We start from the raw sequence: 7,087 nt of genomic DNA on the forward strand, positions 1-7,087 counted from the left end.
CCACGAGAAAGGTCCCATGGATACCCTCAGCCTGCTGGACAAGCTCATTGCCTTCGACACCACCGTCGGCACGCCGAACCTCGCGCTCATCGACTTCATCGAGACATATCTGAGCGAGCGCGGCTTCCGCGTCACCCGCGTGACCGCGCCCGAGGGGGACCGCGCCGGGCTCTTCGCGGTGATCGGTCCGGAAGACGCGCCGGGGGTGATGCTCTCGGCGCATACCGACGTGGTGCCGGTCACCGGCCAGCCCTGGACCCGGCCGCCGTTCGAGCTGACGCGGGAGGGCGACCGGCTCTACGGGCGCGGCACCACCGACATGAAGGGCTATCTCGCGTCCATGCTGGCGGTGGCGGACCGCGCGGCGCAGGCCGACCTGGCCGAGCCGCTGAAACTGGCGATTTCCTACGACGAGGAGATCGGCTGCGTCGGCATCCGCCAGATGCTGGACCGGCTCGCGCCGGCAATCGGATTGCCGCGCGCCTGTTTCGTTGGCGAGCCGAGCGAGATGCAGGTGACCATCGGCCACAAGGGCAAGGCGGCGTTCCGCGCCATCTGCCACGGTGAGAGCGGCCATTCGGCGCTGGCGCCGCAATTTGCCAATGCGCTCTACCTGGCGGCGGATTTCATGGCCGAGCTGCGCGCGCTGCAGGCCGATCTGGCAGCGGAAGGCGCGCGGGATCCGGCCTACGGTGTGCCTTACAGCACGGTGCATGTCGGCACGCTTTCGGGCGGCACGGCGCTGAACATCGTGCCCGACCGCGCCGAGCTGGCCTTCGAGTTCCGCCACCTCGCGGCGGACGACCCGGACGCGCTGCGCGCCCGCATCTACGACGCCGCGGCCCGCGTCAGCGCCGGTTTCGGGCCCGAGGACGTGCGTGTGGAGGTCGAGGAGGTCAATGCCTACCCCGGTCTCGACGTCGCCGAGGCGGCCGAGGTCATTCGCTATGCCAAGGCCATGGCGCAGGGCAACGGCTCCGCCAAGGTAGCCTTCGGCACCGAGGCCGGCTACTTCGAGAGCCTTGGCATCCCGACCGTGGTCTGCGGCCCGGGCTCTATGGACGGGCAGGGGCACAAGCCGGATGAGTATATAGAACTTGCGCAGCTTGAGGCCTGCGATGCGATGATGGACCGGATCCTCGACAGCCTGCGGGCCGCGGGCGAACCGGGCGGGCCCTCGAGATGATCGGCGGGAGCTCACCGTGCCGGCGGCTAGGCCGCTCCTTCGCGGGGCCACTGCGTGGAAGTCTTGCTCAAACAATGTGCGGGCGCGATCTCTGGCTGCAAAAATGTCGCTCGATGGGGGCGGGTCGGATGTCGCGAACTGGCCTTTCCGGGGGAGAGCCGCCCAAAGCAAACGCATTGAGACGGCCCGTACATTTCAGCGCCGAAGGCCACATTGGTGCCCGAACGGCGCGGCTCATGGCGCCTGGGGAGCGGTGCGCGGCCTTGCGGTCGGCCTGGTTGACGCGTTGCCCCAAAGTCAGCAAGACTTAATATGTCTATACAAGAAATGAGAGCGGAGTGAGGCGGATGGCGGACAGGCAGCAGGCGCGCAGCGAGTGCACCTTCGACTTCTCGGGCCGGCGCGTGCTGGTCACCGGCGCGAGCCGCGGCATCGGCGAGGCGATCGCGCGGGCCTTCGGCGAGGCCGGGGCCGATCTCGTACTGACGGGGCGGCGGGCCGAAACGCTCGAGGCGACCGCAGAGCCGCTGCGGCAGATCGGCCGCGACGTGATCTGTCGCGCGGTCGATCAGACCAGCGTGGAGGCGGTGCGCAGCGGGCTGGCCGATCTGCCGCCGCTCGACGTCCTGATCAACAACGCCGGCGTCGAGGACGTGCGCGCGGCGAGCGAGATCGACGAGCCGCTCTGGGACAAGATCGTCGACACAAACCTCAAGGGCGCCTTCTTCGTGGCCCAGGCCGCCGCCGCCTCGATGGAGGCCGCCGGGGGCGGCGCCATCGTCAACCTCGCCTCGCTGACCTCCTTCGTCGGGGTGCCGACCGCGGTGCCCTACAGCGCCTCGAAATCGGGGGTGCTGGGCATGACGCGGGCCTTGGCGGCGGAATGGGCGCCGAAGGGTATCCGCGTCAACGCCATCGCGCCGGGCTATTTCGAGACCGAGCTGACCAGCGACTTCTACGAGGATCCGGAGTGGGTCGCGCGGATGACCGCCAGCGTGCCAGCGGGCCGGCTGGGCGAGATGCAGGACCTGACCGGCGCGACGCTGTTCCTCGCCTCAGATGCCGCGCGCTACATCGCCGGGCAATGCCTGGTGATCGACGGCGGCTTCCTGGCGCAGATCTGAGCAACCGGTCGGCGCGGCCGCGGGCCGCAGCCGGCCCCTTGAAGATGGGCACGGACTGTCGGGGCGCTTGCCCGGACGAGCCGCGGCCCGCCCGACACCGGCGCTCCGCCTCGCGGCGTGCCCATGACAGAAAAGGTGCAAGATGCCCGAAGTGAACGTTCAGAAACTTGCCGGCATGTCCGCGGCCGATCGTGCCGCGCTGGTCCGGCGCTCCGAGGCGGACCTGTCGTTCTTCCTCGAGAAGGCCGCGCCGATCATCGAGGCCGTGCGCACCGAAGGCGACGCGGCGCTGGTGCGCTTCGGCCGCGAGCTGGACAAGTCCGAAGGGCTCACCCAGGAGATCCTGCAGGCGCCGCAATCGGAATTCGACGAGGCCTTCGACCTGGTGGACCCCGAGGTGATCGAGGCGATCCGGGCGGGCATTGCCAATATCCGCAGCTTCCACGAGGAGCAGGCGCCCGAGCCCATGTGGCTCAAGGAAATCCGCCCCGGCGCCTTCGCCGGTGACCGCTGGACGCCGATCGACTCGGTGGCGCTCTACGTGCCGCGTGGCAAGGGCTCCTTCCCCTCGGTGACGATGATGACCGCGGTGCCGGGCAGCGTGGCCAAGGTGCCGAACCTCGCGATCTTCACCCCGCCGGGTCCGGACGGAAAGGTGGATGCCGCAACGCTGGTCGCCGCGCGACTGGCCGGGGTCGAAACGGTCTACAAGGCGGGCGGTGCGCAGGCCGTCGCGGCGGCGGCCTACGGCACCGAGACGGTGAAGAAGGCGCATAAGATCGTCGGGCCGGGCAGCCCCTGGGTGGTGGCCGCCAAGCGCCTGCTCGCCTCCGAGATCGACCCGGGCCTGCCCGCCGGCCCGTCGGAGGTGATGATCCTCGCCGATGACACGGTGCACGGCGGCCTGGCGGCGATGGACCTGCTGATCGAGGCCGAGCACGGCCCCGACAGCTCGGCCTGGCTGGTGACCTCCTCGCAGCGGGTGATCGACGAGGCGCTGGCGGCGCTGCCCGTACTCTGGGCCGAGATGACCCCGCAGCGCGTGGAATTCTCCAAGGCGGTGCTCTGCGGCGAGGCGGGCGGCATCGTGCTGGCGGAGTCGATGGACGACGCCTGCGCCTTCGTGAACGAATATGCCCCCGAGCACCTCGAGATCATGTCCGAGAAACCCTTCGAGTACCTCGGCGAGATCCGCGACGCGGCGGAGGTGCTGCTGGGCACGCATACCCCGGTGTCGATCGGCAACTTCGCCCTCGGCCCGAACGCGGTGCTGCCGACCTCGAAGGGCGCCAAGACCTGGGGGCCGCTGTCGGTCACCGACTTCCTGCGCCGCAGCTCGATCGGCTACGTCACCGAGAAGGGCTACGCGCCGCTCGCGAAGACCGCCAAGACGCTGGCCGAATACGAGGGTTTCTCGTCCCATGCCAACGCCGTCAGCGCGCTGCGTGCCAAGTACCTCAAAGCCAAGTAACGCCCCTTAACGAAAGGCCGAACCATGCGCGCCGTCCGTCTTCACGCCGCCCGAGACCTGCGTTTCGAAACCGTCGAGGCCCCGCTGCCGCCCGGTCCGGGCGAGGTCACGCTGGCGGTGACGGCGGCGGGCATCTGCGGCTCGGACCTGCACAACTACGCGACGGGGGCGTGGATCAGCCGCGCCCCCTCGGTGGCCGGGCACGAGTTCACCGGCATCGTCACCGCGCTTGGCGCCGGGGTCGAGCATGTCTCGCCGGGCCAGCGGGTGATCGTCGACAGCCGCCACGTCTGCGGCGAGTGCCCCGCCTGCCGCGAGGGCGATGCCCAGGTCTGCGAGAACCTCGGATTTCTCGGCGAGATCATCGATGGCGGATTTGCCGAGGCGGTGACGCTGCCCGGTCGCAACGTGGTCGCTGCGCCGGAGGGTGTTGCCGACCGCCACCTCGCGATGGTCGAGCCGCTGGCGGTGGCGCTGCATGCACTGCGCCGGCTCGATGCCCCCGAGGGCGCCGAGATCGTCATCGCTGGCTGCGGCCCGATCGGCGGCTTCACCGCGCTGCTCGCCACCCGCATGGGCCATCCGGTTCGGGTGATCGAGCGCAACGACGCCCGCGCCGCGCTTGTCGCCGAGGTTACCGGGGCCGTGCGCACTGATCTGGAGACGCTGCCGCGCTTCCGCCATGCCATCGACACCACCGGCCACGCCGCGGTGATCGGCGGGCTGCTGGAACGCATTGCCGGCTGCTCGCGGCTCGCGCTGGTGGGCATCGGCGCGCCGCGCGAGGTGCTCGACCCGGTGCAGCTCGTCGAGCGCGAGATCACGCTTCTGGGCTGCCACGCCTATGCCGGGGAATTCCTCGAGATCGGCCCCATGCTGCCCGGGCTCGCCGAGGCGCTCGACGCCTTCACCGCCGCCTGCATCCGGCTCGAAGAGGTGCCCGCCGCCTATGAGGCGCTTCTGAGCGGATCTGCGACAGGGTTGAAGACGATCATTCTGTGTGACGGTGACCGGGCCTGACGCCTGACTCCTGGTTCGAGGAACGAAAATCGTCCCGCTGCAGGCGCAGATCCCCCTGCGATCCGGGTTTCTTCAAGCGCAGCGGCTCCGGCATTCCGGACCTCGCAAGGCAGCCGGGTATAAGTTTCCGAGCCGCTTCCGAGGCGTTGATCGCGGCCCCGAGCTGGCGCCCGCTCCCGCTCCAAACGAAGCCGAACGGCTCTGAAGCCGGTTCAAAGTTCGAGCGGCGAGGCTTCGTCGGCGATCAGCGCGCTCAGCAGGCCGCGGCGGGTGTTTTCGGTGTGACGGCTGATCGCCTCGCGGGCCGCCGCGCCGTCGCGCGCGCGCAGGGCGGCGACGATGCGGCTGTGGTCTTCCTCGGTCTCGGGGGTGACGTCGCGAATGGTCGCACCCATGTGGAACAGCCGCGTGCATTCCTCGAGGTAGCCGGTGATCAGCGCGTGCAGCCGCGGCACCCGGGCGCCAAGCGCGATGGCGGCGTGGAAGCGGTTGTTGGCGGCGACGAACTCGAGCACCGGCAGGTTCTTGTCCTGCCCGTAGGTCTGATGCGACAGCGCCTCGAGCTCGTCGAGCTCCGCCTCGGTCATGCGCAGCGCTGCCAGCTCGGCGGCCACGGCCTCGAGCGCCTTGCGCACGGTGAAGATGTCGGTGATGTCCTTGACGGTCACCGGGGTCACCCTGTAGCCGCGCCGCGGGAAAGCCTCGACCAGCCCCTCGAGGGTGAGCCGGGCCAGCGCCTCGCGCACCGGCGTCTTGCTCATCGACAGCCGCGCCGCGAGCTCCTGTTCGCCGATGTCGGTGCCGGGGCGCAGCGCGCAGGTGATGATCTCTTCGCGCAGCCGGGCATAGGCCTTGTCGGTCAGCGAGGGCGCCTTGCCGCGCTCGCCCGCGGGCTTTTGCAATTTGGTCATGCGTCCTCCGTGTTCTACAAGCCGTGATCCCGCACGGCCTGGGCCATGCGCTGCAGCGCCTCGTCCAGCACCTCTGGCGTGCAACCGTAGTTGAGCCGCGCCCAGCCTTCCAGACCTGACCCGAAGTCGCTGCCGCCGCTCAGCGCCACCCGGGCGCGATCGAGGAAAAACTCCGCCGCCGGCGTCGGCAGCTCGAGCGCGCGGAAGTCGATCCAGGCAAGGAACCCGGCCTCGGCGGGCCGCATCGTGGCACCAGGGATCAGCTCGGGAAGGCGCGCGGCCAGCAGGTCGCGGTTGGCGGCAAGGCGGGCGCGGACGGCATCGCGCCAGTCGGTGCAATGCGCGTAGGCTGCGCTCATCCCGGCAAGCCCGAGGACGTTGACGCTGTCGACCATGCCGCGTTTCGAGGCCTCGAAGCGGGCGCGCATCGCGGCGTCGGGGATGATGGCGAAGGCGGTCTTCAGCCCGGGCACGTTCCAGGTCTTGGAAGCGGCCATCAGCGTCACCGAGCGCGCGGCGATCTCGGGCGAGAGCGAGGCCGCGGGGATGTGCTCGCGCCCGTCCAGCACCAGCCCGCAGTGGATCTCGTCGGAGATCAGCACCATGTCGTGGCGCAGGCAGAGTTCGGCGCGAAACTCCAGCTCGGCGCGGGTATAGACCCGGCCCGTCGGGTTCTGCGGATTGCACAGCAAGAGCGCGTCCGAGGCGCGGGCGGCGGCGTCCAGCTTCGCCGTGTCGCTGCTCCAATGTCCGGCGGCATCGGGGCGTTGCCAGATCTCGTGGAGCGTCAGGCCCCAATGGCCGGGGGCGGCGCGCAGCGGGGCGTAGACGGGAAGCTCCTGCATCACGCCGCCGCCGGGCGAGGTAAAGGCCGACAGCGCCATGTTGAAGCCACCCTCGACCCCGGGCAGGAAGACCAGCCACTCGGGCTCGATCTGCCAGCCGTGGTCGCGCTGCATCGCCGCGACCAGAACCTCGCGCTGCGCGTCCGTCGCGCGGCCGTAGCCGAGCACGCCGTGGTCCAGCCTTGCCCGGATCGCCTCGGTGATGCGCGGGTCGGCGGCGAAATCCATGTCGGCGACCCAGAGCGGCAGCACGTCCGCCGGGTAGCGGCGCCACTTGTTGCTGTCGGTGCCGCGCCGGTCGGGCGCTGTCAGCGTCGTCATCACAGCCCCCGGATCATCCCGCCGTCGACGCGGATCATCGAGCCGGTGACATAGGCGGCCTGGGTCGAACACAGGAAGGTGACCATGGCACCGAACTCCTCCGGCGCGCCGTAGCGGCCGGCGGGGATGGTCTTGCGGCTGGCCTCCTGCACGGCGTCGAGCGAGGCGCCGGTCTTGTCGGCCTTGATGCCGTCGAGCTGCGCCAGACG

The 7,087-nt window shown here is 70.0% G+C and carries 7 protein-coding genes; 4 read left to right on the forward strand and 3 right to left on the reverse strand.

What is annotated here, in order from left to right:
• Window positions 1-16 precede the first annotated feature (16 nt).
• The 4 genes from argE (at window position 17) to LC039_RS24570 (ending at window position 4,801) form a co-directional block, all read left to right on the forward strand.
• Entirely contained in the window at window positions 17-1,186 is a 1,170-nt protein-coding gene (gene argE / locus LC039_RS24555; protein ID WP_226629127.1) for an acetylornithine deacetylase, read from the forward strand.
• A gap of 347 nt (window positions 1,187-1,533) precedes the next feature.
• A complete protein-coding gene (locus LC039_RS24560) occupies window positions 1,534-2,310 on the forward strand; it encodes an SDR family NAD(P)-dependent oxidoreductase (RefSeq protein ID WP_226629133.1) in 777 nt (258 codons plus the stop codon).
• 142 nt (window positions 2,311-2,452) lie between these two features.
• The gene (gene hisD / locus LC039_RS24565) at window positions 2,453-3,781 is read left to right on the forward strand and encodes a histidinol dehydrogenase (RefSeq protein ID WP_226629135.1); all 1,329 of its coding nucleotides are present in this window, start codon (window positions 2,453-2,455) and stop codon (window positions 3,779-3,781) included.
• Window positions 3,782-3,805: 24 nt separating this feature from the next.
• Complete coding sequence (locus tag LC039_RS24570; protein ID WP_226629136.1) at window positions 3,806-4,801, forward strand: zinc-dependent alcohol dehydrogenase; 996 nt, start codon at window positions 3,806-3,808, stop codon at window positions 4,799-4,801.
• 212 nt (window positions 4,802-5,013) lie between these two features.
• On the opposite strand, the gene LC039_RS24575 is transcribed toward LC039_RS24570, so the two are convergent.
• From LC039_RS24575 to LC039_RS24585, 3 genes are all read right to left on the reverse strand, one after another.
• The gene (locus LC039_RS24575; protein ID WP_226629142.1) at window positions 5,014-5,712 is read right to left on the reverse strand and encodes a GntR family transcriptional regulator; all 699 of its coding nucleotides are present in this window, start codon (window positions 5,710-5,712) and stop codon (window positions 5,014-5,016) included.
• 14 nt (window positions 5,713-5,726) lie between these two features.
• Window positions 5,727-6,878 carry a MalY/PatB family protein gene (locus LC039_RS24580; RefSeq protein WP_226629144.1) on the reverse strand — a complete coding sequence of 384 codons (1,152 nt, stop codon included), beginning with the start codon at window positions 6,876-6,878 and terminating at the stop codon, window positions 5,727-5,729.
• Window positions 6,878-7,087, reverse strand: a 210-nt coding sequence (locus LC039_RS24585; RefSeq protein WP_226628785.1) for an SDR family oxidoreductase, incomplete at its 5' end; no start/stop codon positions are given. The genes LC039_RS24580 and LC039_RS24585, both read right to left, overlap by 1 nt.

This window comes from Alloyangia pacifica (assembly GCF_020524285.1).
In the GTDB taxonomy this organism is placed as follows: Bacteria; Pseudomonadota; Alphaproteobacteria; order Rhodobacterales; family Rhodobacteraceae; genus Salipiger; species Salipiger pacificus_B.